Origin of the sequence: Hydrogenophaga palleronii NBRC 102513 (genome assembly GCF_001571225.1) — a bacterium.
GTDB lineage: Bacteria > Pseudomonadota > Gammaproteobacteria > Burkholderiales > Burkholderiaceae_C > Hydrogenophaga > Hydrogenophaga palleronii.
In genome coordinates, this window is sequence record NZ_BCTJ01000016.1 from 59,825 (window position 1) to 84,223 (window position 24,399).

Consider the following 24,399-nt stretch of genomic DNA (forward strand, 5'->3'; position numbering starts at 1 on the left):
CGACAACGGAGACTCCCCCATGGCAATCTACGAACTCGACGGCGTGGCACCGCAACTGGCGGCATCGGCCTGGGTGGCCGACAGCGCGCAGGTGATGGGCAACGTGGTGCTGGAAGCCGACAGCAGCGTCTGGTTCGGTGCCGTGTTGCGTGGCGACACCGAAACCATCACCGTGGGCGCGGGCAGCAACATCCAGGATGGCAGCGTGATGCACGCCGACATCGGCTTTCCGCTGACGCTGGGCGCGAACGTGACGGTGGGCCACCAGGTGATGCTGCACGGCTGCACCATCGGCGACGAGACCCTGATCGGCATCGGCGCCACCGTGCTCAACGGCGCGAAGATCGGCAAGAACTGCCTGGTGGGTGCGCGCGCGCTGGTCACCGAGGGCAAGGAGTTTCCCGATGGCAGCATGATCCTCGGCAGCCCGGCGCGTGTGGTGAAGACGCTCACGCCAGAGCAGATCGAGGGCCTGCGCCGCAGCGCGCACCACTACATCGAGAACGCCGCACGCTACCGCCAGGGCTTGAAAAAGCTGGCCTGAGCACCACCTGCTTCCCTTCGATTTTTTTCTGACTGTCTCCGAAAGCCCTGCGTGTCCGAACTCCACAAATTCGTCTTTGAAGGCATGCCCGTGCGCGGCATGCTGGTGCGCCTCACCGATGCCTGGCAAGACATCCTGCAACGCCACCGCGATGGTGGCGGTTATCCCGCGGCCGTCACCGAGCTGCTGGGCGAGATGACCGCGGCCGCCACGCTGATGCAGGCCAACATCAAGTTCAACGGCGCGCTGATCATGCAGATCATGGGCGACGGCCCGGTGAAGCTGGCCGTGGCCGAGGTGCAGCCCGACCTGAGCCTGCGCGCTACCGCCACGGTGAAGGGCGAAGTGGCGGCCGATGCGCCGCTGTCGCACATGGTCAACGTGAACAACCAGGGCCGCTGCGCCATCACGCTCGACCCCAAGGACCGCCTGCCGGGCCAGCAGCCCTACCAGGGCGTGGTGCCGCTGTTTGGCGACAAGCGCGAGAAGCTGGAAAGACTCAGCGACGTGATCGAGCACTACATGCTGCAGAGCGAGCAGCTCGACACGCGCCTGGTGCTGGCCGCCGACGACAAGATGGCCGCCGGCCTGCTGATCCAGCGCCTGCCGCTGCAAGGCGAGGGCAACCTGGCCGGCCAGTCGGTGGCGCGCGACGAAGACCAGATCGGCCAGAACGAGGACTACAACCGCATCGCGATCCTGGCCTCCAGCCTGAAGCGCGAGGAGTTGCTGGGCCTGGATGCCGACACCATCCTGCACCGCCTGTTCTGGGAAGAGAAGCTGCTGCGCTTCGAGCCGCTCATGGGCGAGACGGGGCCACGTTTCTCCTGCACCTGCTCGCGCGAGCGCGTGAGCAACATGCTGCGCGGCCTAGGCCGCGACGAGGTGGAGTCGATCCTGACCGAACAAGGCCAGGTGGAAGTGGGTTGTGAGTTCTGTGGCGCGCAGTACCGCTTTGATCCGGTGGACGCAGCCCAGGTCTTCCTGCAGCCGGAAATCCAGCCGCCCGGCTCACCCGGCGTTCACTGAGCGGGGGGCCGTAGCGCCCGTCCGGCCGGTCTTCATGACTCGGTCCGGGTGGGCGCACCGGTCTTGAGCAATGCGGTGAACAGCCGGTGTTCACACACCGGGTCGCTGCAGTTGTCGCAAGACCAGGGGCGCAGGCCGTGGGCCAGCGCCGGGTCTTCGGCCAGCAGGGCGCGCCCGAGCAGGCGGCCGATGGCGCGCAGGGCCTGCCGCTCGCGCGCCGCACCCGCACCATGAACGGCTTGGAAGGCCACGTCCGCAGCCTGCAGTTCCTGCCGCAGCAGGGCATCGGTGCGGGCGCGCGCCTGCGGGCTGTCGCGGTGCAGGCCGTCGGGTGTCCAGGGCAGGTCCAGGCCCATCAGCAGCGTGAGGCTGTGGCGGCCCTGTTCGGCCAGTGCGTCGGCCAGCAGGCTGCGGTCGTTGAAGTACTGCGCGCTGTACACCGCCACCATCAGGGCTGTGGTGTCGGCGATCACCAGGCCGATGCCCGGGGTGTCTTGCGCGGCGCGGATCCGGCGGCTCTGTTCGGCCGCGATGGCGGCCTGCTCATGGGCGTGTGGTGCGCGGCCTTGTTGTTCGCACCAGTGGCGCAGGTGCTCGGGCACGACGGCCACCTGCAGGCCGTGCTCCGCCTGCAGCCTTTGTTGCAAGGCCAGGGCCAGTGTGCTCTTGCCGCTGGACTCGCCGCCGAGCAGGGCGATGACGGGGGCGTGGCCGGGGATGCTCATGGCGCGCGCTTCATGGTGGGGGAGGGGCCGGGTGTGTCAACGCCGCAGCGGCGTTGACGGGTCTGCGTGACCACAGACTCAGAGCGTCTCGCTCAGGGCCTGCCCTTGGCGATCTGCACAAAGATCTCGTTGGGCTTGACCATGCCCAGTTCCTGGCGGGCGAGTTCTTCGACCATGTCCAGGCCTTCCTGCAGGTTGCGCACCTCGTTGCGCAACTGGTCGTTGCGCAGTCCAGCATCGCGGTTGGCCTGGTCTTGCAGGGCGAGTTGCTGCTTCATGCTCGTCACCTGCGGCACGCTGCCGCGCCCGAACCACAGTTGGGCGTGCACCACCACCAGCAAGGCGATCAGCAGAAGGGGAATCAAGCGGCGGGCCATGGGCTCTGATTGTCACCGAAAAGCATTCGGTCACCCGCACCACACGCCGCGTGCCAATGGCCAGCCCCTTGGCAGGGGTGCTGGCGCGTGTGGCGGCGCGGCGTGGCAGCCACGTTTACTTGAGGTTGTAGAAGGCAGCGCGGCCTGGGTACACCGCCACTTCGCCCAGGTCTTCCTCAATGCGCAGCAGCTGGTTGTACTTGGCCATGCGGTCCGAGCGCGAGAGCGAACCGGTCTTGATCTGGCCGGCGTTGGTGCCCACGGCGATGTCGGAGATGGTGCTGTCTTCGGTCTCGCCCGAGCGGTGGCTGATGACGGCGGTGTAGCCGGCGCGCTTGGCCATCTCGATGGCGGCGAAGGTTTCGGTCAGCGTGCCGATCTGGTTGATCTTGATCAGGATCGAGTTGGCGATGCCCTTGTCGATGCCTTCTTTCAGGATCTTGGTGTTGGTGACGAACAGGTCGTCGCCCACCAGCTGCACCTTGTTCGCCAGGCGGTCGGTCAGCACCTTCCAGCCGTCCCAGTCGCCTTCGGCCATGCCGTCTTCGATGGACACGATGGGGTACTTGTCGACCCAGGTGGCCAGCATGTCGGTCCACTGCTCGGCGGTCAGGGCGATGCCGCCTTCGCCTTCGAGCACGTACTTGCCGTCCTTGTAGAACTCGCTGGCGGCGCAGTCCAGGCCGAGGGCGATCTGCTCGCCGGCGGTGTAGCCGGCCTTGTCGATGGCCTGCAGGATCAGTTGCAGCGCGGCTTCGTGGTTTTCGACCGAGGGCGCGAAACCGCCTTCGTCGCCCACGGCGGTGCTGATGTGCTTGTCGTGCAGGATGGCCTTGAGGGCGTGGAACACCTCGGCGCCCCAGCGCAGGGCTTCGCGGAAGCTCGGTGCGCCCACTGGAATGATCATCAGCTCTTGCAGGTCGAGCGAGTTGTTGGCGTGTGCGCCGCCGTTGATGATGTTCATCATCGGCACCGGCATCTGCACCGCGCTCATGCCGCCGAAATAGCGGTACAGCGGCAGGCCGGCTTCTTCGGCGGCGGCGCGGGCCACGGCCATGGAAACCGCCAGCATGGCGTTGGCGCCCAGGCGACCCTTGTTGTCGGTGCCGTCGAGGTCGATCAGGGTCTTGTCCAGGAAGGCCTGCTCGGAGGCGTCCAGGCCCAGCACGGCTTCGCTGATTTCGGTGTTGATGTTCTCCACCGCCTTGAGCACGCCCTTGCCGAGGTAACGGCTCTTGTCGCCGTCGCGCAGCTCGATGGCTTCGCGCGAACCGGTGGAGGCGCCCGAGGGCACGGCCGCACGGCCCATCACGCCGCTTTCCAGCAGCACGTCGCATTCGACGGTGGGGTTGCCGCGGCTGTCGAGGATTTCGCGGCCAACGATGTCAACGATTGCACTCATGGATTCATTACCTCTGGGTGAGAACGATAAAAAATGGAAAAGATCAGGCGTTGAAACGGTCTTCGAGGAAACCGTTCTTCTTGGTCACGCCGTCGAGGGCGATCAGGGTCTCGAGCAAGGCCTTCATGTGTTTGAGCGGCACGGCGTTGGGGCCGTCGCTCAGGGCCTTGGCAGGATCGGGGTGGGTTTCCATGAACAGGCCGGCCACGCCCACGGCCACCGCCGCGCGCGCCAGCACCGGCACCATCTCGCGCTGGCCGCCGCTGCTGGTGCCCTGGCCGCCGGGCAGCTGCACGCTGTGGGTGGCGTCGAACACCACCGGCGCACCGGTCTCGCGCATGATGGCCAGGCCACGCATGTCGGACACCAGGTTGTTGTAGCCGAAGCTGGCGCCGCGTTCGCAGGCCATGAAGCTGTCTTCGTCCAGGCCGGCTTCCTTGGCGGCGGCACGGGCCTTGTCGATCACGTTCTTCATGTCGTGCGGCGCGAGGAACTGGCCCTTCTTGATGTTCACCGGCTTGCCACTCTGGGCGACGGCGCGGATGAAATCGGTCTGGCGGCACAGGAAGGCCGGGGTCTGCAGCACGTCGCAGACCTGGGCGGCATCGCGGATGTCTTCTTCGCTGTGCACGTCGGTGAGCACCGGCACGCCGAGCTCGCGCTTGACCTTGGCCAGGATCTCCAGGCCCTTGTCACGGCCCGGGCCGCGGTAGCTGGTGCCGCTGCTGCGGTTGGCCTTGTCGAAGCTGCTCTTGAAGATGAAGGGCACACCGAGTGAGGCGGTGATTTCCTTCAGCTGGCCCGCCACGTCCATCTGCAGCTGCTCGGACTCGATCACGCAGGGGCCTGCGATCAGGAAGAACGGGTGGTCGAGTCCGATGTGAAAGTCGCAGAGTTTCATGGGAAGGCTCCGATCGGCAGGACTCAGGCAGCGACGGCGGCTTTCGCCGCCGGCTGGCCCTGGTGGTCCAGTGCCGCCTTGATGTAGGCGTTGAACAGCGGGTGGCCGTCCCACGGTGTGGACTTGAACTCGGGGTGGAACTGCACGCCCACGTACCAGGGGTGCACCTGCTGCGGCAGCTCGACCATTTCGGTGAGCTGCTCGCGCTGCGTGAGCGCCGCGATCACCAGGCCGGCCTGGCGCAGCTGGTCCAGGTAGTTCACGTTGGCTTCGTAGCGGTGGCGGTGGCGCTCGGTGACCACCGGGCCGTAGATCTGGCGCGCCAGCGTGCCGTCGGCCACGTCGGAGCTTTGTGAGCCCAGGCGCATGGTGCCGCCCAGGTCGGAGCTTGCGCTGCGCTGCTGGATGCTGCCGTCGGCGTCCTTCCACTCGGTGATCAGGGCGATCACCGGGTGCGGCGTGTCGGGTTCGAACTCGGTGCTGTTGGCGTCCTTCAGGCCGGCCACATGGCGCGCGTACTCGATGGTGGCAACCTGCATGCCCAGGCAGATGCCGAGGTAGGGCACCTTCTGTTCGCGGGCGTAACGCGCCGCGCAGATCTTGCCTTCCACGCCGCGTTTGCCGAAGCCGCCGGGTACCAGGATGGCGTCGTACAGGCCGAGGATCTTCGCCACGTTGCCGGGCTCGATGGTTTCCGAATCGATGTACTCGATCTGTGCCTTGGCATGGTTGCGCATGCCGGCGTGGCGCAGCGCTTCGTTGAGCGACTTGTAGCTGTCCGACAGGTCGACATATTTGCCGACCATGGCGATCTTCACCGTGGCCTTCGGGTGCTCCACCTCGTACACCAGGTCGTCCCAGCGCTTGAGGTTGGCCGGCGGCGTGTTGATGCGCAGCTTGTCGCAGATCAGGCCGTCCAGGCCCTGCTCGTGCAGCATGCGTGGCACCTTGTAGATGGTGTCCACGTCCCACATGGAGATCACGCCCCACTCGGGCACGTTGGAGAACAGCGAGATCTTGGCGCGCTCGTCGTCGGGCACGCGGCGGTCGGCGCGGCACAGCAGGGCGTCGGCCTGGATACCGATGGCGCGCAGCTCCTTGGCGGTGTGCTGCGTGGGCTTGGTCTTGAGTTCGCCGGCGGCGGCGATCCAGGGCACGTAGCTCAGGTGCACAAAGGCCGAGTTGTTCGGGCCCAGGCGCAGGCTCATCTGGCGCACGGCCTCCAGGAAGGGCAGGGACTCGATGTCACCCACGGTGCCGCCGATTTCGACGATGGCCACGTCCACCGCATCGGCCGTGCCGATGCCGGCGCCGCGCTGGATGAATTCCTGGATTTCGTTGGTGACGTGCGGGATCACCTGCACCGTCTTGCCGAGGTAGTCGCCGCGGCGTTCCTTCTCCAGCACCGACTGGTAGATCTTGCCGGTGGTGAAGTTGTTGGTCTTCTTCATGCGCGTTTCGATGAAACGCTCATAGTGGCCCAGGTCCAGGTCGGTCTCGGCGCCGTCGTCGGTGACGAACACCTCGCCGTGCTGGAAGGGGGACATGGTGCCCGGATCCACGTTGATGTACGGGTCGAGCTTGATGAGGGTGACTTTGAGGCCGCGGGACTCTAGCAGAGCGGCCAGGGATGCGGAGGCGATGCCTTTGCCCAGAGAGGACACCACACCGCCGGTAACGAACACAAATTTGGTCATGTCTCGGGCGAGCCGCTTGCTCGCAGGAGGTGGAAATGGGGATTATAGGGGGCCCCCTTTCGGTCCCGCCGGCAGCCCCTTTCAGACCCCTGTCCACACCGGACATCCGGGCAGGGGCCAACTGCTACATTGCGCGCATGAACGAACTCGCTGGAAAACACATCGTGCTGGGCCTCTCGGGGGGCATTGCTTGCTACAAGGCGGCCGAGCTGTGCCGGGCGCTGGTGAAGGACGGCGCCACGGTGCAGGTGGTGATGACCGAAGCGGCCGAGCAGTTCGCCACCGCGGTCACGCTGCAGGCGCTGTCGGGCCGGCCGGTCTTCACCTCGCAGTGGGACGCGCGCACTTCGGGCGGGCAGAACAACAACATGGCCCACATCAACCTGAGCCGCGAGGCCGATGCCATCGTGATCGCGCCCGCCAGCGCGGACTTCATGGCCAAGCTGGTGCACGGCCGGGCCGACGACCTGCTCAGCCTGATGTGCCTGGCGCGCCCCATCGACCGCGTGCCGCTGATCCTGGCGCCGGCCATGAACCGCGAGATGTGGGCCCACCCCGCGACGGTGCGCAATGTGGCGCAGCTGCGCGCCGACGGCACCACCGTGCTCGACGTGGGCGCGGGCGACCAGGCCTGCGGTGAAACCGGCGACGGCCGCATGCTCGAACCCGAAGAGCTGCTGTACGACATTGCGCGCTTCTTCCAGTCCAAGCCGCTGGCTGGCCAGCACGTGCTGGTGAGCGCGGGCCCGACCTTCGAGGCCATCGACCCGGTGCGCGGCCTCACCAACCTCTCCAGCGGCAAGATGGGTTTTGCCATTGCGCGCGCGGCCCACGAGGCCGGTGCCCAGGTGACGCTGGTGGCCGGGCCGGTGGGCCTGCCCACGCCGCGGGGCGTGGGGCGGGTCAATGTGAAGTCCGCGCTCAACATGCAGAAGAGCCTGGACCTGCTGGTGCCGGCCGCCACGGTGTTCATCTCGGCCGCCGCGGTGGCCGATTGGCGCCCGGCCACAGCGGCGGAACAGAAGATCAAGAAGGACGGTTCGGGCGAGGTGCCCACGTTGTCCTTCGTCGAGAACCCCGACATCCTGGCCGGCATCGCCGCCTCGCCACGTGCGAAGAGCGGGGCGCTCTACTGCGTGGGTTTTGCCGCCGAAAGCCACGACCTGGAACAACACGCCCAGGCCAAGCGGCTGCGCAAGGGCGTGCCGCTGCTGGTGGGCAACATCGGCCCGGCCACTTTCGGGCAGGACGACAACGCCCTGCTGCTGGTGGACGAGCACGGCCTGACCGAGCTGCCCCGCGCCAGCAAGCTGGTGCTGGCGCGCCAGCTCGTGGTGGAGATCGCGCGCCGCCTGTCGCGAAAGTGACAGTGGTGGCCGGTGCGGTGCACGCGTCGGCCCCGTTTTGTGCCCGGTCGAGTCCGTTTTTGAAGGCTTGACAACGAGCGCTCTCCAGCAAGTGCATGGGCGCTCGTTCGCACCAAGCAACAAGCGGGCCCGGTAAAAGCACTGCAATCAAGAGGGTTTTGGGATGTGAGCGGCTTGTGTTGCGACAAGTTGTCGGAGCACTGCACCCCCTGAGCCCCTGCATCGCCCGCATCACGGGGTTGCAACGTCTGCACATGAATTCATAGGTGATTGCCATCACTCCCCTGCAGGGGTGCTCATGCAAACTGAATCCAGCTCTGCCGTGAAGCAGGCGAATTCAGTGCAGGCCCCCACGCCCGCAGGAGAAGATCGACATGGACATGAACCGGAGGCATTTCTTCCGGGTCAGTGGCGCAGGGCTGGTAGGTTCCAGCCTTGTGGCGTTGGGGTTCTCACCCAGCGCAGCTCTCGCGGAAACGCGCAGCTTCAAACTGGCCCGTACCACCGAAACGCGCAGCATCTGCCCTTACTGCTCCGTCAGTTGCGGCTTGGTGATGTACACCCTGGGTGACAAGGCCAAGAACGTCAAATCGACCATCGTTCACATCGAGGGCGATCCGGACAACCCGGTGAACCGCGGCACGCTGTGCCCCAAGGGCGCGGGCGTGATGGACATGATCCAGTCCTCCAGCCGGGTGCAGCACCCGCAGGTGCGCGAACCTGGCAGCGACCAGTGGAAACGCATCTCCTGGGAAGATGCACTCAATCGCGTGGCCGTGCACATGAAGGCCGACCGCGATGCCAACCTCATCAAGACCAATGCCGCTGGAACGACGGTCAACCGCTGGAACTCCACCGGTTTCCTGATTTCCTCTGCTTCCTCCAACGAATCCGGTTATCTGAGCGTCAAGATTGCTCGCGGCCTGGGTCTTGTGACCCTGGACACGCAAGCACGCATCTGACACGCGCCGACGGTGTCCAGTCTGGGCCCGACTTTCGGTCGCGGAGCGATGACCAACTCGTGGACGGATATCAAGAACACAGATCTTGTCCTGATCATGGGCGGCAATGCCGCCGAAGCACACCCGTGCGGGTTCAAGTGGGTGACGGAGGCGCAGCAGCACCGCAAGGCCAAGCTGATCGTCGTCGACCCCCGCTTCACGCGCAGCGCGGCGGTGGCGGATTACTACGCCCCGATCCGTGTGGGAACGGACATCGCCTTCCTGGGCGGCGTCATCAACTACCTGTTGAGCAACGACAAGATTCACCACGAATACGTCAGGGCCAACACGGACTGCACCTTCCTCACCAAGCCCGGCTTCAAGCTGGAGGATGGCCTGTTCTCGGGCTACAACGAGGAGAAACGCAGCTACGACAAGTCGACCTGGGGTTACCAGATCGGCGAGGACGGCTTCGTCAAGGTCGACGAGACCCTGCAGGACCCGCTCTGCGTGTACCAGCAGATGAAGAAGCACTTCTCGCGCTACACGCCGGAGATGGTGAGCCGGATCACCGGCACGCCGCAGGACCAGTTCCTGAAGGTGGCGGAGATGCTGGCTGGCACGGCAGGGCCCGACAAGGTGATGACGATCTGCTACGCGCTCGGCTGGACCCAGCACAGCGTGGGTTCGCAGAACATCCGCACCATGGCCATGATCCAGCTGCTGTTGGGCAACATGGGCCGGCCGGGTGGTGGTGTGAACGCGCTGCGTGGCCATGCCAACGTGCAGGGCATCACCGACATGAACGCGTACTCGGAAGTGCTTTCGGGCTACATGCTGGCGCCGCTGGAGAACGACCCCGACCGCGCGACCTACCTGGCCAAGCGCGCGCCCAAGCCGCTGCGTCCGAACCAGATGTCGTTCCCGCAGAACTTCCCGAAGTGGCACACCAGCCTGATGAAGGCGTACTACGGTGATGCTGCGACGGCAGAGAACGACTTCGCCTACGACTGGCTGCCCAAGCGCGATGCACAGTACGACGTGCTGTACATGTTCGAGATGATGCACCAGGGCAAGATGAACGGCTTCCTCTGCCAGGGCTTCAACCCGATCGCGGCGGTGCCCAACAAGAAGAAGCTGTCGCAGGCGCTGAGCAAGCTGAAGTACCTGGTGGTGATGGATCCGCTGGAGACCGAGACGAGCGAGTTCTGGAAGAACTTCGGGCCGCTCAACGACGTCGACCCCGCCAAGATCCAGACCGAGGTGTTCCGCTTCCCGACCAGCTGCTTCGCCGAGGAGACCGGCACATTCACCAACTCCAGCCGCGTCATCGGCTGGAAGGAGAAGGCCGTCGATCCACCGGGCGAGGCCAAGCCGGACTCGGAAGTCATGGCGCGCCTGTTCATGAAGATCCGCGCGCTCTACGCCAAGGAGGGCGGCACGCTGCCCGAGCCGGTGGCGGCGCTGACCTGGCCGTACATCAACGCCAACGTGCCCTCGCCGCAGGAACTGCTGCGCGAGATCAACGGCCGGGCGCTGAAGGACGTGCTCGGGCCGGTCGATCCGAAGAACCCGGAGGCACCACGTCCCGTGCTGGTGAAGGCCGGCGATCAGATGCCGAACTTCGCGCTGCTGCAGGACGATGGCTCCACCGCGTGCGGCAACTGGATCTACGCCGGTTGCTGGACGCAGGCTGGCAACATGACCGCGCGGCGCGACACCTCCGACCCGAGTGGCCTGGGTGTGTTCCCGAACTGGGGCTTCGCGTGGCCGGCCAACCGGCGCATCCTCTACAACCGCGCTTCGGCCGACACGGCAGGCAAGCCCTGGGACGCATCGCGCTCCTACCTGCGCTGGACCGGCACGGCCTGGGGCGGCGCCGACGTGCCGGACATGCGGCCCAACGCCGCGCCGGAAGAAGGTGTGGGTGCTTTCATCATGAACCCCGAAGGTGTGGCACGCCTGCACGCCATCGGCATGAGCGAAGGCCCGTTCCCCGAGCACTACGAGCCGTTCGAGACACCCTTGGGTGTGAACCTGATGTGCCCGAACAACCCGAAGGCGGTCAGCAACCCGGCGGCGCGTGTGTTCAAGGGCGATCTCGAAGCCTTCGGCAAGAAGGACGAGTTCCCCTACGCGGCCACCACCTACCGGCTCACGGAGCACATGCACTTCTGGACCAAGCACTCGCGCAGCAATGCCATCGTGCAGCCAGCGCCCTTCGTCGAAATCGGCGAAGCGCTGGCGGCGGAGAAGGGCATCAAGCAGGGCGACATGGTCCGGGTGCGCAGCAACCGGGGCGAGGTGGTTGCAGCCTGTGTGGTCACCAAGCGCATCAAGGCGCTGGACGTCAACGGTCAGAAGGTCCACCACGTGGGCATTCCGATCCACTGGGGCTTCAAGGGCGTGACGCAGAACGGCTACCTGGCCAATGCGCTCACTCCCTTCGTCGGTGATGCGAACTCGCAGACACCGGAGTTCAAGGCGTTCCTCGTCAACATCGAAAAGGTGACCACATGACGCCCCCACGCTCATTCCATTCGCTGCCCCCAAAGGGGGCTTCAGCCTCCTTGAGGCGGCTCTGCGGAGACTGACATGTCCAGCTTGCAATCACTCGACGTGGTCGCCCGCTCGGCGACCACCACCCCCACACCGCAGGTGCGAACGTCCATGCCGGCGCTCGCCAAGCTCATCGACGAGTCCAAGTGCATCGGCTGCAAGGCCTGCCAGGTGGCTTGCATGAACTGGAACGACCTGCGCGACGAAGTCGGCACCAACATCGGTGTCTACGACAACCCCGCCGATCTCACGCCCACCAGCTGGACGGTGATGAAGTTCTTCGAGGTGGAGCCCGAAGAGGGCAGCCTCGAATGGCTGATCCGCAAGGACGGCTGCATGCATTGCGAGGACCCGGGCTGCCTCAAGGCCTGCCCGTCGCCCGGCGCGATCGTGAAGTACGCCAACGGCATCGTCGACTTCATCAGCGAGAACTGCATCGGTTGCGGTTACTGCGTCAAGGGTTGCCCCTTCGACGTGCCACGCATCAGCCAGAAGGACAACAAGGCGTACAAGTGCACCCTGTGTTCCGACCGGGTGGGCGTGGGCCTGGAGCCGGCTTGCGTGAAGACCTGCCCGACGGGCGCCATCACCTTCGGTACCAAGGACGACATGGTGACCTATGGCGAGAAGCGTTCGGAGGAGCTGAAGGAGCGGGGCTTCCAGAACGCCGGCCTCTACAACCCGCAAGGTGTGGGTGGCACGCACGTCATGTACGTGATGAAACATGCCGACCGCCCCGAGCTGGTGGACCTGCCGAAAGACCCGTCGATCAGCCCCTTCGTTTCGCTGTGGAAGGGCGTGACCAAGCCGCTCGCGGTGGCCGCCGTGCTTGGCGCTGCGGTGGCCGGCTTCTTCCACTACATGAAGGTGGGCCCGATCGAGGAGAAGGACCCGGCTGAAGAAGACAAGGAAGACAAGGAGGTGGTGAAATGAGCCAGCGGCTGTTGCTTCGCTACAAGGACGGTGACCGCATGAACCACTGGTTCATCGCGCTCATGTTCTTCCTCGCCGGGCTCTCGGGCCTGGCCTTCTTCCACCCCAGCCTGTTCTTCCTCAGCCACCTGTTCGGTGGTGGCCAGTGGACGCGCATCCTGCACCCCTTCATGGGGCTGCTGATGGTGGTGGGGTTCCTCGTGTTCTTCCTCAAGATCTGGCGCGAGAACCTCATCAACGCCCGCGACCGCGAGTGGGCGAAACACGCGGGGCGCATGCTCAAGGGGGACAAGGCCGGCATGCCGCCGGTGGGCAAATACAACTTCGGTCAGAAGATGGTCTTCTGGCTGATGGCGTTGAGCCTTCTGGTGCTGGTGGTCACGGGCTTCATGTTCTGGCGGCCCTGGTTCGCGCCGTTCTTCAGCATCCCGCTCATGCGTATCGCGGTGCTGTTGCACGCGGTGGCGGCGGTGGTGCTGATCCTGAGCGTGATCATGCATGTGTACGCGGCGATCTGGGTCAAGGGCACGGTGCGCGCCATGACGCGTGGCACCGTGACCGAGAACTGGGCCCGCCTGAACCACCCGCTGTGGCACGAGGAAGTGACGAAGAGGTAACCCCCGCCGCGCTGCCGCGCGCAACCCCCGATGCCTGCGGACCGGCGAAGCCGGTTCCGCGGCATTTCCGGGGGATGTATGCGGCACTTGGCATACGGCTTGAGTCGGTATCGACGTGACGTTTGAGGAGATCTGGATGACGAGCAGCGCCACGGTGCGCATCATGTCCGCCGAAGAAATCGCCGCTCGCGGCGGTGGTGAGACACCGCACTTGCGCTTTCCCGAGCGCGCCACCCTTTTCGCCGAACGCGCCATGCGCCTGCGGCAGTTGGCCAGCGACCATGCGCTGGGCGACTACCTGCGCTTCATGGCCGATCTGGCCAACGAACAACACCAGGCCTTGCAGGCCATGCCAGCGTTGCCCATGCCGGACGCCGCCGCCATCGACGCGGCCGCGCGGGCCGGCATGCCGCTGCTGCCCTTGAGCGACTGGCCGCGCGACCCGGCCTGGCGGGCCACCACGCACCACATCGCCGCCGCGCTGGCCACCACGGCACCCGAAGGCGCGCGCGACATGCTGAACGAACTCGCGTCGGCCGATGAGGCCTTCCTCGAATGCCAGGCCGACCTGCTGCTCAATGGGCAGTCGAACGGGCTCGACCTGGGGGCCGCGCCGGTGATCGGCGCCGCGCTGCAGGTGTACTGGACGCACCTGCTGCTGTCGGTGCAGGCTGGCCACCAGGGCCAGGGCGCGCCCTTCGGCCGCATCGACGACGAAAGCAGCTGCCCCTGCTGTGGCGGCCGCCCCACCGCGAGCATCACGCGAACCTCCGGCGAATCGCTGGGCCAGCGCTACCTGCACTGCTCGCTGTGCAACCTGGAATGGCACATGGTGCGGGGCAAGTGCCCGCGTTGCCTGAGCGGCAAGTCGTTGTCCTTCCTCGCGCTCGATCTCGCCGACGGCGGCGCTGTGGAGCAGGGCGGCGCGTCGCGCGCCACCTCGGCCAAGGTGCAGGCCGAGACCTGCGACGAGTGCGGCCACTACCTGAAGATCGTGCACACCGACCGCGACCCCTTCGTCGAACCGGTGGCCGACGACCTGTCCAGCCTCACGCTGGACCTGCTGATGTCCGACACCGGAAAACACCGCCACGGTGTGAACTTCATGCTGCTGTTCGGCGAATCCGAGGCCGAACCCGAGCCCGTCCTCGACGACGGCTCACCACCAGGGCGACCGTGATGAAGCGCCTGACCGAATCCGTCGTTGACGGTTCCCAGGCGAAGAACCCGGTGGACCTGAAAAACCTTCCCGGCATCGATCGCCTGTTGCGATCCCCCGATGTGGCGGCCCTCGTGGCCGAGCACGGCCACACCCTGGTGGCGGCCGAGACCCGCAGCGCCATCGACGCCCTGCGCGAACGCGCCCGGCAGGGCGGGGCGCTCGACGCCGCCGCGCTCACGCCCGAAGCCGTGGAGCAAACCATCCGCTCGCGCGTGGCCGCGCGCCTGGCGCCGCGCATGCGCGCCGTGCTCAACCTCACCGGCACGGTGATCCACACCAACCTGGGCCGGGCCCTGCTGGCCGACAGCGCGCTGCAGCACCTGCTGACCATGATGGCCGGGCCGAACAACCTGGAGTACAGCCTGGACGACGGCGGCAGGGGCGACCGCGACAGCATGGTCGAGGAGCTGTTGTGCTCGCTCACCGGCGCGGAAGCGGCCACGGTGGTCAACAACAACGCCGCCGCCGTGCTGCTCACCATCGCCGCCATGGCGCACGGCAAGGAGGTGATCGTCTCGCGCGGCGAGCTGGTGGAAATCGGCGGCGCCTTCCGCATGCCCGACGTGATGAGCTCGGCCGGCGCCACGCTGGTCGAGGTCGGCACCACCAACCGCACCCACCCGCTCGACTACGAGCAGGCCATCACCGAACACACCGCCCTGCTGATGAAGGTGCACACCAGCAACTACGCGGTGCAGGGCTTCACCGCGTCGGTGGATGAAGGCGAGATCGCCCGCATCGCGCACGCCCGCGGCATCCCCATGGCCACCGACCTGGGCAGCGGCGCGCTGGTGGACATGTCGGCCTGGGGCCTGCCGCACGAGCCTACGCCGCAGGAAATGATTGCGGCCGGCTGCGACGTGGTCACCTTCAGTGGCGACAAGCTGCTCGGTGGTCCGCAGGCCGGCCTCATCGTCGGCAGCAAGGCCGCCGTCGGGCGCATCCGCAAGTTCCCCATGAAGCGCGCGCTGCGCATGAGCAAGCTGCCGCTGGCCGCGCTGGAGGCCACGCTCATGCTCTACCTGCGGCCCGAACGCCTCACGCAAGACCTGCCCACGCTGCGCCTGCTCACGCGCCCGGCCGATGCCATCCGCGCGCTGGCCGTGTCGTTGCAGCCGGCGCTGGCCAATGCGGTGGCGCCGCGCTTCGAGGTTGCCGTGCTGGACCTCATGGGCCAGATCGGCTCGGGCTCCCTGCCGGTGGAAAAACTGCCTTCGGCCGGCCTGGCCATCGCGCCCGTGCAGAAGAAGGGCGCCGGCCGCGCCCTCGACGAACTCGCGACGGCGCTGCGCACGCTGCCGTTGCCCGTGATCGGGCGCGTGGCGGACGACCGCCTGCTGCTTGATCTGCGCTGCCTGGAAGACAGCGCGCCATTCGTGAACCAGTTGCCTCTTCTGCGGCAGGCACTGGTTTGAGGGTCAGGGCCGCATCACACCAACACAACGACAGGAGACACACATGGGTCTGGATCGACGTTCCTTCCTCACCGCCGCAGCCGGCGCCACCGGTGCCGTGCTGACCGGCTGCGCCACTTCCGGTGCGGCGCCCGGCGGCGCGCCTGCCTTGCCGTTCTTCATCGGCCAGCCGGCACAGACCCTGCTGCCCAAGGGCAAGGCGCCGCGCGTGGTGGTCTGCGGCGGCGGCTGGGGCGGGCTCACCACCGCCAAGTACATGCGCCAGCTGGCGCCCTCGGCCGAGGTGGTGCTGCTCGAACGCAACCCGGTGTTCTTCTCCTGCCCGATCAGCAACAAGTGGCTGGTCGACATGGTGGACACCAGCTTCATCACGCACGACTACCTGCGCGTGTCCGAGCGCCACGGCTACCGCTTCATCCAGACCGAGGTGCTGGAGGTGGACCGCAGCGCCAAGCGCGTGGTGACCACCATGGGCGCGCTCGACTACGACTACCTCGTGCTGGCCCCCGGCATCCGCTACAACTACGAAGCCTGGTTCGGCAACGACCGCCGCATCGCCGACGCCACGCGCGCGCGCTTCCCGGCCGCCTACGTCACCAACAACGAACACTTCGCACTGAAGCAGGCCCTGCACAACTTCAAGGGCGGCGACTGGGTGATGACGCTGCCACCGCCACCGCAACGCTGCCCGCCGTCGCCCTACGAGCGCGCCTGCATGGTGGCCTGGCACTTCAAGCACAACAAGATCAAGGGCAAGGTCACCATCCTCGACCACAAGGACGGTGTGCGCCCCATCGGCCCGGGCTTCCGGGCTGCTTTCAACGAGCTCTACAAGGACTACATCACCTACGTGCCGAACGCGCACGTGCAGTCCATCGACCCGTTCACCAAGGAGATCAAGACCGACGCGGGCGACATGAAGTTCGACCACGCGGTGCTGATGGCGCCGCACCAGGCCGGCGACCTGGCCTGGAAAGCCGGCGCCATCGGCCGCACCAGCGAGGGCAAGCCCAACGGCTGGGCCGATGTTGATCCGCTGATGCTGCACCTCAAGGGCGACCCGAACGTGTACGTGATCGGTGACGCGGTCGGCTTCGTCTCGCCGCAGTTCGCCTTCTATCCCAAGAGCGCGCACGTGGCGAACAAACACGGCCACATCGTGGCGGGCTACATCGCCGACCGCATCGCGGGTCGCAGCCCGAACGCAGCCTTGCCCGACAACCTCTGCTACATGATGGTCAACGGCGATCCGCGCGAGGCCATCAGCGTGCAGTTTGACTACAAGGTCAACGACAAGGGCGTGATCGAGCAGACCCAGATCGACATCAACCAGCGCAGCGCCGACCTGGTGAAGGAGAACTTCCGCTGGGCCGGCCTGAAGTTCGACGACATGCTCAGCTGAAGGCCGAGCAGCAGCCCATCCCTCCCCACGCAAACCTCATCGAAAGGACAGCTCCCATGACTTCCATCTTCCACCGCGTCGCCCGTCGGGCGCGCCTGCTGGCTGCCGTGGCAGCGTTCTCGGTGTCCGTGGGCGCGCAGGCGCAGGCCACGTTCAAGGTCACCACCATTCCCGAAGAGGCCGCGTCGGAACAGATCCGCAAGTACGGCCCGATGGTGAAGTACCTTGAGCGCACGCTGGGCACCAAGGTCGAGTTCGTGCCGGTGAGCGACTACCCCGCCGCCGTCGAGGCGCTGGTGAACAAGCAGGTCGACATGGTCTGGTTCGGCGGTTTCACCTTCGTGCAGGCCAAGCTGCGCTCGGGCGACAAGATCGTGCCGCTGGTGCAGCGCGAGGAAGACACGCAGTTCCGCTCGGTCTTCATCACGCAGAAAGACTCCGGCATCAAGACGCTGGCCGACCTCAAGGGCAAGCAGGTGAGCTTCGGCTCGGCCTCCAGCACCTCGGGCCACCTGATGCCGCGCAGCTTCCTGCTCGAAGCCGGCATCGAACCCGAGCGCGACTTCCGCCGCGTGGCCTTCTCGGGCGCGCACGACGCCACCATTGCCTCGGTCGTCAGCGGCCGGGTGGATGCCGCGGCGCTCGACATCACCGTGTGGCGCAAGTTCGTGGCCGACAACAAGGTCGACACCAACAAGGTCGACGTGTTCTACACCACGCCGCCGTACTTCAACTACAACTACTCCGTGCACGCCGACATGCCCGCCGCGCAGCGCGAGAAGGTGACGCAGGCCCTGCTGGCGCTGAACACCGACAACGCCGAAGGCAAGGAAGTGCTCGGCCTGGCGCGCGCCACCCGCTTCGTGCCCACCAAGCCGGAGAACTACAAGGGCCTGGAGGCCGCCGGACGCAGCGCGGGCCTGATCAAGTAATGCCCGGGCTGTCCCTCGCGCTCGACCAGCTGGCCGTGCGGCACCCCGCCGCCAGCGAGAGCGCCACGCCCGCACTCGCCGGTTTTGATCTGCGCATCGAAGCCGGCGAGCAGGTGGTCGTGATCGGCCCGTCGGGCGCGGGCAAGACCACGCTGCTTCATGCGCTGGCCTGTGCATTGAAGCCGGCCGGCGGCAGCCTGCGCGTGGCAGAACAGAACCCCTGGACGCTCGGCGCGAGCGATCTGCGGCGCCTGCGCGGCCGCCTGTTCCTGGCACCACAGACGCCGCCGCTGCCGCCGCGCCAGCGGGTGGTGACCTCGGTGCTGGCCGCGCGCCTGCCCGGCATGGGCCTGGGCGCCAGCCTCGCGTCCCTGCTCAAGCCGCGTGGTGCAGCCGACGCCCACGCCGCCCTCGAACGTTTCGACCTCGGCGACAAGCTCTGGGAGCGCGTGGACCGCCTGTCTGGCGGCGAACGCCAGCGCGTGGGCCTGGCGCGCGCGCTGCTGTCGCCCGCGTCGCTGTGGCTGATCGACGAGCCGCTGTCGGCGCTCGACCCGACGCGTGCGACGCTGGCCATGCGCGCGCTCACGCAGCTTGCGCGCGAACGTGGCGTCACGCTGGTGGCCACGCTGCACCAGGTGGATCTGGCGCTGGCGAGTTTTCCGCGCGTGCTGGGCTTGCGGGATGGCCGTCTGGTGTTCGACCTGCCGGCCGGCGAGGTGAGCCGGGACCGGCTCGCGCAGCTGTACGCGAGCTTCGAGCACGAACTGCTGGGTGCACCGCCCGGCGCGGGGGAGGCCACGCAGGCATCGCGCTCCACCGCCTCGGTGATGCATTGCTGATGGCCCCATGAGCACCGCCCGGCTCGACCTCCACCACGACCCCGCCTGGCGTGGCCGCGTCTTCTGGATGCTGGCCGGGCTGGCGTTGCTCGCGCCCGCGCTGGTGGCGGTGGAGTTCAAGCTGTGGCTGCTGTTCGAGCCCGACAATCTGCGCATCACCGGCCGCTTCCTGGGTGACTTCCTGCCGCTCGCGACCTCGGCCGAGTTCCTCTCCATGGTGGCCCGCGAGACCTGGCGCACCGTTGCCATCGCGTCCAGCGCCATGGTGCTCGCGCTGGTGCTGGCGGTGCCGCTTACCTTGTTGTCGAGCGCGGCGCTGTCGGTCTCGTCGCTGAGCGGGCGCATGCACCCGCTGGCCTGGGCCTTCCGCCAGGCCGTGCGCGCGCTGCTGGTGGTGCTGCGCAGCGTGCCCGAGCTGGTGTGGGCACTGGTGTTCGTGCGCGTCGTCGGCCTCGGTCCCACGGCCGGTGTGCTGGCCATCGCGCTCACCTACGCCGGCATGCTCGGCAAGGTGTATGGCGAAATCCTGGAAAGCGGCGACCTGCACCCCACACGCACGCTGCTGCGCAACGGCAGCGGCCGCCTGCAGGCCTTTCTGTATGCGCTGCTGCCCGGCAACTCGCGCGAGCTCACCAGCTACACCGTGTACCGCTGGGAATGTGCCATCCGCTCTTCGGCGGTGCTGGGCTTCGTGGGCGCGGGTGGCCTGGGGCAGCAGCTCGATGCATCGATGAAGATGTTCAACGGCGGCGAGGTCGCCACCATCCTGCTGGCGTTCATCCTGCTGGTGGCGCTGGCGGATCTGGTCAGCGCACAGCTGAGAAAGGCCATCGGGTGAACCGGTCCACCCCTGCGCCGGCCCTTCGGGCCGTCACCCCCTCAAGGGGGCAACGCCAGTGGACCGGCAAAGCCGGATCCACGGCGTTCTTGACGGACGGGTCGGCGTGCGGGAGGTATGAGCGATGAGCCATGTTCTTCCACCGCAGCCACCGCGCCGCTGGAGCGTGCCCGTGCTCCTGCTCGGCATCGCCGCGCTCGCGGTGGCCAGTTTTGCCGAGATCGGCGTTGACTGGGGGCGCTTGTTCTTCATGGACGCGGCGCACAAGATGGGCCGCTTCCTGGGCGAGATGGCGCACCCGGCGGTCGAGCCCGCGTTTCTCGCGCGGCTGGGTGTGGCCACGCTGGAGACGCTGGCGATGTCGGCCGTGGGCACCTTGCTGGCGGCGGTGTTCGGCCTGCTGCTGGCGCTGCCGGCGAGCCGCACGCCCGGCCAGGCCGCGGGCTTCTGGCGCATGCCCACGCGCTGGCTGCTCAACGTGCTGCGCTCCATTCCCGAACTCGTGTGGGCCGCGCTGCTGCTCATCTCGGCCGGCCTCGGCCCGCTGGCCGGCACGCTTGCGCTGGCCCTGCACACCACCGGCGTGCTCGGCCGGCTGTTCGCGGAGGTGATCGAGAACGCACCCGACGGCCCGGCCTTCGCGCTGCGCGTGCAGGGCGTGCCCGCCGGCCGCGTGTTCCTGCACGCCACCTTTCCACTGGCCCTGCCGCAACTGCTCTCGTACACCCTGTACCGCTGGGAAAACAACATCCGCGCGGCGGCGGTGCTGGGCGTGGTGGGTGGCGGCGGGCTGGGGCAGATGCTGTCTTTCCACATGGGCCTGTTCCACATGCGCGAAACCGGCTCCATCCTGATCGCCACCATCGTGCTGGTGGCGCTGGTTGATCTGTTGTCCACCGTCACCCGAAGGATGCTCAACCCATGATCGTCGGCACCGCAGGCCACATCGACCACGGCAAGACCACGCTGGTGCGCGCGCTCACCGGCGTGGAAACCGACCGCCTGCCCGAAGAGAAGCAGCGCGGCGTGTCGATCGAACTCGGCTACGCCTTTCTCGACACCGCCGCCGCAGGCGCGCAACCGGCAGGCACCCGCATCGGCTTCATCGACGCGCCCGGCCACGAGCGCCTGGTGCACACCATGCTCGCCGGCGCCACGGGCATCGACTTCGCCTTGCTGCTGGTGGCGGCCGACGATGGCGTGATGCCGCAGACGCGCGAGCACCTGGCGGTGCTGTCGTTGCTCGGCATCGGGCGTGGCCTGGTCGCCGTCACCAAGTGCGACCGCGCCGACCCCGCGCGTGTGCAGGCCGTGGTGGCCGATGTGCAGGCGCTGCTCCAACAGACGCCGTTGGCGGGGGCGCCGGTGCTGCCGGTGTCCGCGCACACCGGCGAGGGCCTCGATGCGCTGAAGGCCGTGCTGTTCCAGGCCGCGGCCGACACCGCCGCACACGCCCGCGAAGGCGAAGCCTTCCGCCTCGCGGTGGACCGCGCGTTCACGCTCGACGGCGTCGGCACGGTGGTGACCGGCACCGTGCACGCGGGCCGCGTGAACGTGGGCGACGAACTGCAACTGGTGCCGGGCGAGCGCCGCGCGCGGGTGCGCAGCCTGCATGCGCAGAACCGCGCCGTGACCACGGCGCATGCCGGGCAGCGCTGCGCCGTGGCCCTGGCCGGTGTGGACAAGCAGGAGATCGAACGCGGCCAGTGGCTCTGCGAGCCCGCCATGGCCATGACCACCGAACGCGTGGACGTGCAGCTGTCGCTCTGGCATGGCGAAACCAAGCCGCTGCGTTCCGGTGCCATCGTGCACGCGCACCTCGGCTCGGCCTCGGTGCTGGCGGCGGTGGCCGTGCTCGACCCGCCGCTGCTGGAGCCCGGGCAGGGTGGGCGTGTGCAACTCGTGCTGCGCAAACCGCTGGGTGCATGGCATGGTGACCGGGTGGTGCTGCGCGATGCGTCCGCGTCTCGCACGCTGGCCGGCGGCCACGTGCTCGACCCGTGCGCGCCGGTGCGTTACCGGCGCACGGCGCAGCGCCTGGCCGAGCTGGACGCGCTGGCCTTGCCCGCCGCGCAGGAGCGCCTGAATGCCCTGCTGGCCGTGGCGCCGCAGGGGCTGGATCTGCGGCGCTTCGCCGCGGCCCAGGGCGTGCGGCCCGGTGAGCTGCCAGCCGACGTGTTGCGCCACACCGATGCACACGCCGACATGGCGCTGGGTGCGCTGCAGACCACGCAGGCGAGCGAGCGTGTGCTGCAGGTGCTGGGCGCCTACCACGCGTCGCACACCGAAGAGCTCGGCCCGGACGCTGCCCGCCTGCGCCGCCTGGCCCTGCCGCGCCTGCCCGAGCCGCTGTGGCGCGCGCTGCTGTCGCGCCTGCAGGGCGGTGGCCTGGTGCAGGTGCGTGGCGCGTTCGTGCACCTGCCCGAACACGGCGTGCGGCTGTCGGCCACCGAAGAACGCCTGGCGCAGAAAGTGGCCACGCCTTTGCAGGCCTCCGGCTTCGAGGGCGCGTGGGTGCGAGACCTGGCGCGCGACGCGGGCGAGCCCGAGGCCCTGATGCGCGTGACCCTGGTGCGCCTGTCGCAGCGCGGTGAGCTGTACCAGGTCGTCAAGGACCTGTACTACCCGCCGGCCACGATGGCGCGGCTGGGGACGCTGGCGCGCAGCGTGGCGGCAAGCAACGGTGGTTCTGTGCTGGCGGCGGCCTTTCGCGACGCAACCGGCCTGGGCCGCAAACGCGCGATCCAGATCCTGGAACACTTCGACCGCATCGGCCTGTTGCGCCGCGTCGGTGATGTGCACTGGCTGCGCGCGGACAGCCAGCTGTTTTTGTCGACCGACACAGCGGATGCGTCGCTATGATCGGTCAGCCTTTTTCGCGGAGGGGAAACGATCCTGGTGGGTCGGCCGGGCTTCAAACCCGGTGGGTGGCGCCATGCGTCGCCGGGTGGGTTCGACTCCCATTCTCCTCCGCCATCATTTGGATGGCACCCCCGCCGCGCTGCGCGCGACCCCCTCGAGGGGGCGATGCTGGCGGCCCGGCAAAGCCGGTTCCGCGGCATCTGCCGGATGGGTCACTTCGGGCGTTGCGCTTGTGTTGACCATGGACCGATTCGCACCTGACTTCCCTGCCGATCTTCTGTACCACGTGGAGCACCAGGTGTGGGCGCGCATCGATGCGCCGGACCTGGTCACCGTGGGCATCACCGCGCTCGGCATCCGGGTCTCGGGCGAGATCTACATGTGCCGCGCCCGGCCGCTGGGCACGGTGGTGGAGCAGGGCAGGTCGGTGGGCGTGGTCGAGCTGGCCAAGTCCATCGTCTCGGTGAAGGCGCCGCTGTCGGGCACGGTGGTCGAGCACAACCCGGCGCTGGCGCAACAGCCCGAGCGCGTGCACGAAGACCCGTATGGCAGCGGCTGGGTGGCGCGGCTGCGGCCTTCGGCGCTGCAGGCCGAGCGCGCTGCGCTGCTGCGTGGTGACGCTGGTGCCCCCGTGTTCGAAGCCATGGCCGCCTATGCGCGGCTCTACAACATCGAGATGGTGCATGGCTGACACGCACGAGGCCGCCGGTATCGCCATGCTGCTCTGGGCCGCCGAGCCCGAAGCGCCGCACCGGCTGGCCACCCCGTTCTTCCACGCCGCCGCGGCGGCGGCCATGGATGTGCCGGTGGAAATCTACTTCACCGCGCGCAGCGTGCACCTGCTCGTGCCCGGCGTGGCCGCGCGGTTGCGCGCCAGCGAGCGATTCGACAAGACCGTGCTCGATGCGATGCGCGAGGCGGTGTCGCACGGCGCGCGCCTGCTGGCCTGCACCGACGCCTTGCACGCCCAGGGCATCAACCCGCAACAGCTCATTGCCGAATGCAGCGGCCACGGCGGCGCCGTACAGTTCATGGCCCGCGCGGCCGATCTGCGCTGGCGCACCCTCGTTTTCTAGGAACCCCGCCGTGACGGACACCCGCTCTCCTGAATTTCTCGCCAGCCTGCTGCAGCGCTACTCGGTTGGCACCAAACACCTGGCCGAACCCGCGCCGGGGCTGAACGAACTGCACCGCATGACCGAAGCCGCCCTGCGCGCGCCCGACCACGCCGGGCTGGTGCCGTTTCGCTTTGCGGCCATCCGGGGCGCGGCACGCGAGCGCCTGGCCGATCTGTTCGAGCAGGCCGCGGTGCTGGCCGGCAAGAGCGAGGCCGACGCCGCACTCGATCGCCAGCGCGCCCTGGGCGCGCCGATGCTGGTGACGGTGATAGCCCGCATCGACCCCGGCCACCCGCTGGCCACGGTGCACGAACAATGGATGACGGTGGGCGGCGCCCTCACCAATTTCCTCAACGCCGTGCACGCGATGGGTTACGGCGGCAAGATGCTCTCGGGTGCCAAGGTGCGCTCGGTGCCGGTGATGCAGGCCTTCTGCGGCCCCGGCGAACAACTGGTGGGGTGGGTGGTGTTGGGCACACCCCGCAAGGTGGGTTCGCCCAAGTTCAACAAGCCCGATGCGGCCGATGTATTGAGCGACTGGCCGCCAGCGCCGTAGGCGAAGCGGATCAGCCCCTCGGGGGGGGCAGCGACCCGCGCAGCGGCGGAGCGTGAGGGCCACGATCCGGCGCCGGGCCGCCCCAAGCCGGATCAGCCCCCTTGGGGGGCAGCGACCCGC

The 24,399-nt window shown here is 67.7% G+C and carries 22 protein-coding genes and 1 tRNA gene; 18 read left to right on the top strand and 5 right to left on the bottom strand.

Translation table 11 applies throughout. The features are described 5' to 3' along the window. The first annotated feature begins 19 nt into the window (after positions 1–19). Both HPA01S_RS12865 and hslO read left to right on the top strand, forming a co-directional pair. Entirely contained in the window at positions 20–544 is a 525-nt protein-coding gene (locus tag HPA01S_RS12865) for a gamma carbonic anhydrase family protein (RefSeq protein WP_066270562.1), read from the top strand. 51 nt (positions 545–595) lie between these two features. Continuing rightward, complete coding sequence (gene hslO / locus HPA01S_RS12870) at positions 596–1,573, top strand: Hsp33 family molecular chaperone HslO (protein WP_066270565.1); 978 nt, start codon at positions 596–598, stop codon at positions 1,571–1,573. Between the two features lie 32 nt (positions 1,574–1,605). Here hslO and HPA01S_RS12875 read toward each other — a convergent pair whose 3' ends face one another. The 5 genes from HPA01S_RS12875 to pyrG all read right to left on the bottom strand — a co-directional run bounded on the left by HPA01S_RS12875 (position 1,606) and on the right by pyrG (position 6,675). Further along, positions 1,606–2,298, bottom strand: coding sequence for an AAA family ATPase (locus tag HPA01S_RS12875; RefSeq protein WP_066270566.1), 693 nt, complete (start codon positions 2,296–2,298; stop codon positions 1,606–1,608). 92 nt (positions 2,299–2,390) lie between these two features. Further along, complete coding sequence (locus HPA01S_RS12880) at positions 2,391–2,675, bottom strand: septum formation initiator family protein (protein ID WP_066270568.1); 285 nt, start codon at positions 2,673–2,675, stop codon at positions 2,391–2,393. Between the two features lie 115 nt (positions 2,676–2,790). After that, complete coding sequence (eno, locus tag HPA01S_RS12885; protein ID WP_066270572.1) at positions 2,791–4,077, bottom strand: phosphopyruvate hydratase; 1,287 nt, start codon at positions 4,075–4,077, stop codon at positions 2,791–2,793. A gap of 43 nt (positions 4,078–4,120) precedes the next feature. Then, a complete protein-coding gene (gene kdsA / locus HPA01S_RS12890; protein WP_066270574.1) occupies positions 4,121–4,978 on the bottom strand; it encodes a 3-deoxy-8-phosphooctulonate synthase in 858 nt (285 codons plus the stop codon). A gap of 23 nt (positions 4,979–5,001) precedes the next feature. Next, entirely contained in the window at positions 5,002–6,675 is a 1,674-nt protein-coding gene (gene pyrG, locus HPA01S_RS12895; RefSeq protein WP_066270576.1) for a CTP synthase, read from the bottom strand. Positions 6,676–6,812: 137 nt separating this feature from the next. Between pyrG and coaBC the strand changes: the two genes are divergently transcribed. The 16 genes from coaBC to HPA01S_RS12980 all read left to right on the top strand — a co-directional run bounded on the left by coaBC (position 6,813) and on the right by HPA01S_RS12980 (position 24,279). Beyond that, the gene (coaBC, locus tag HPA01S_RS12900) at positions 6,813–8,042 is read left to right on the top strand and encodes a bifunctional phosphopantothenoylcysteine decarboxylase/phosphopantothenate--cysteine ligase CoaBC (RefSeq protein ID WP_066270578.1); all 1,230 of its coding nucleotides are present in this window, start codon (positions 6,813–6,815) and stop codon (positions 8,040–8,042) included. A gap of 374 nt (positions 8,043–8,416) precedes the next feature. Then, on the top strand, positions 8,417–11,503 hold the full coding sequence (gene fdnG, locus HPA01S_RS12910) for a formate dehydrogenase-N subunit alpha (protein WP_157085001.1): 3,087 nt from the start codon (positions 8,417–8,419) through the stop codon (positions 11,501–11,503). Between the two features lie 75 nt (positions 11,504–11,578). Further along, entirely contained in the window at positions 11,579–12,475 is an 897-nt protein-coding gene (gene fdxH, locus HPA01S_RS12915) for a formate dehydrogenase subunit beta (RefSeq protein WP_066270583.1), read from the top strand. Beyond that, on the top strand, positions 12,472–13,092 hold the full coding sequence (locus tag HPA01S_RS12920; RefSeq protein ID WP_066270584.1) for a formate dehydrogenase subunit gamma: 621 nt from the start codon (positions 12,472–12,474) through the stop codon (positions 13,090–13,092). Before fdxH ends, HPA01S_RS12920 begins: the two co-directional genes overlap by 4 nt. A gap of 136 nt (positions 13,093–13,228) precedes the next feature. Further along, complete coding sequence (gene fdhE, locus HPA01S_RS12925; RefSeq protein WP_066270585.1) at positions 13,229–14,272, top strand: formate dehydrogenase accessory protein FdhE; 1,044 nt, start codon at positions 13,229–13,231, stop codon at positions 14,270–14,272. Next, entirely contained in the window at positions 14,272–15,729 is a 1,458-nt protein-coding gene (gene selA, locus HPA01S_RS12930) for an L-seryl-tRNA(Sec) selenium transferase (RefSeq protein ID WP_157085002.1), read from the top strand. The genes fdhE and selA overlap by 1 nt, the downstream gene beginning before the upstream one ends. A gap of 43 nt (positions 15,730–15,772) precedes the next feature. Beyond that, positions 15,773–17,131: an NAD(P)/FAD-dependent oxidoreductase gene (locus tag HPA01S_RS12935; RefSeq protein WP_084360663.1), complete on the top strand. Its 1,359-nt coding sequence runs from the start codon at positions 15,773–15,775 to the stop codon at positions 17,129–17,131. 56 nt (positions 17,132–17,187) lie between these two features. Next, positions 17,188–18,063 carry a putative selenate ABC transporter substrate-binding protein gene (locus HPA01S_RS12940; protein WP_066270586.1) on the top strand — a complete coding sequence of 292 codons (876 nt, stop codon included), beginning with the start codon at positions 17,188–17,190 and terminating at the stop codon, positions 18,061–18,063. Between the two features lie 8 nt (positions 18,064–18,071). After that, positions 18,072–18,905 carry a phosphonate ABC transporter ATP-binding protein gene (locus HPA01S_RS12945; RefSeq protein WP_066270655.1) on the top strand — a complete coding sequence of 278 codons (834 nt, stop codon included), beginning with the start codon at positions 18,072–18,074 and terminating at the stop codon, positions 18,903–18,905. A 7-nt stretch (positions 18,906–18,912) separates the two neighbouring features. After that, positions 18,913–19,743, top strand: coding sequence for a PhnE/PtxC family ABC transporter permease (locus tag HPA01S_RS12950; RefSeq protein ID WP_066270588.1), 831 nt, complete (start codon positions 18,913–18,915; stop codon positions 19,741–19,743). A gap of 124 nt (positions 19,744–19,867) precedes the next feature. After that, on the top strand, positions 19,868–20,668 hold the full coding sequence (phnE, locus tag HPA01S_RS12955) for a phosphonate ABC transporter, permease protein PhnE (protein ID WP_066270590.1): 801 nt from the start codon (positions 19,868–19,870) through the stop codon (positions 20,666–20,668). Next, the gene (gene selB / locus HPA01S_RS12960) at positions 20,665–22,605 is read left to right on the top strand and encodes a selenocysteine-specific translation elongation factor (RefSeq protein WP_066270594.1); all 1,941 of its coding nucleotides are present in this window, start codon (positions 20,665–20,667) and stop codon (positions 22,603–22,605) included. Before phnE ends, selB begins: the two co-directional genes overlap by 4 nt. Positions 22,606–22,623: 18 nt before the next feature. Further along, positions 22,624–22,719 (top strand) — tRNA-Sec (locus HPA01S_RS12965). A 127-nt stretch (positions 22,720–22,846) separates the two neighbouring features. Continuing rightward, positions 22,847–23,296 (top strand): glycine cleavage system protein H, encoded by a 450-nt coding sequence (locus tag HPA01S_RS12970; protein ID WP_066270657.1) that lies wholly within the window; start codon positions 22,847–22,849, stop codon positions 23,294–23,296. Then, the gene (locus HPA01S_RS12975) at positions 23,289–23,681 is read left to right on the top strand and encodes a DsrE family protein (RefSeq protein WP_066270595.1); all 393 of its coding nucleotides are present in this window, start codon (positions 23,289–23,291) and stop codon (positions 23,679–23,681) included. Before HPA01S_RS12970 ends, HPA01S_RS12975 begins: the two co-directional genes overlap by 8 nt. 10 nt (positions 23,682–23,691) lie before the next feature. Further along, entirely contained in the window at positions 23,692–24,279 is a 588-nt protein-coding gene (locus HPA01S_RS12980) for a nitroreductase family protein (protein WP_066270597.1), read from the top strand. Positions 24,280–24,399 lie beyond the last annotated feature (120 nt).